The 1,118-nt window shown below is 55.2% G+C and carries 1 protein-coding gene; it reads left to right on the forward strand.

Annotated elements, in window-relative coordinates; all coding sequences use genetic code 11:
• Positions 1-3: 3 nt before the first annotated feature.
• Positions 4-1,118 (forward strand): electron transfer flavoprotein subunit alpha (locus LIZ87_RS22045; protein WP_178315259.1); only part of this gene is annotated, 1,115 nt, incomplete at its 3' end.

Consider the following 1,118-nt stretch of genomic DNA (forward strand, 5'->3'; position numbering starts at 1 on the left):
ATCATGGCAATCAATGTAATCAAGGAAAAATGTAAAGGATGTACCAAATGTATAAAGAACTGCCCGTTCTCCGCAATCAGCATGGAAGGAAAGCTGGCAGTGATCGGAGACGGATGTACAGGCTGCGGCCAGTGCGTGGAGGTCTGCCCCTTTGGAGCCATTGAGAAGGCAGAAGAGGAAGCAGGCGGCAAGGATCTGAGCGCATACCATGGCGTGTGGGTATTTGCAGAGCAGAGAGAAGGAAAGCTCATGCAGGTAGCCATTGAGCTGTTAGGCGAAGGAAAGAAGCTGGCGGCAGCCGTTGGCTGTGAGCTGTGCGCCGTACTGTGCGGAAGCGGCGTGGAGAACCTGGCAGACGAGCTCTTTGAGTACGGAGCAGACAAGGTATACTATGCCGATGCACCGGAGCTTAAGCAGTACACCACAGACGCTTATACAAAGGCGATCTATGAAGCGATTACCACCTACAAGCCGGAGATCGTGCTGCTGGGAGCAACCCACATCGGCCGTGACTTAGGCCCCTGCCTGGCAGTAAAGTGCAACACCGGATTGACAGCAGACTGCACGAAGTTAGAGATCAACCCGGAGACAAAGGGGATCATGCAGACCCGTCCGGCCTTCGGAGGAAACCTGATGGCAACCATCGTATGCCCGAACCACCGCCCGCAGATGTCCACGGTACGTCCGGGAGTCATGGAGAAGGCAGCCAGGGAGGCAGGAAGAAAGGGAGAGCTTGTAAAGCTGGATGCGTCCTTTGGTGAGGGAGACATCCGCACAAAGGTGCTGGAAGTTGTAAAGAGCGCAAAGGAAATGGTATCCCTGACAGACGCAGACGTGATCGTATCCGGAGGAATGGGCCTTGGGAAGCCAGAGGGCTTTGAGCTGTTAAAGGAGCTGGCAGAGAAGTTCGGAGGGACCATCGCAGCGTCCAGAGCAGCAGTAGACGAGGGCTGGATCGACCATGCATACCAGGTAGGGCAGACAGGAACCACGGTAAAGCCAAAGATCTACTTTGCCTGCGGGATCAGCGGAGCAATCCAGCACGCAGCAGGAATGCAGAACTCCGGCCTGATCGTTGCCATCAACACCAACGAGAATGCGCCGATCTTTGATATCGC

Source organism: Lacrimispora sp. 210928-DFI.3.58 (genome assembly GCF_020554865.1).
Taxonomy (GTDB): domain Bacteria; phylum Bacillota; class Clostridia; order Lachnospirales; family Lachnospiraceae; genus Enterocloster.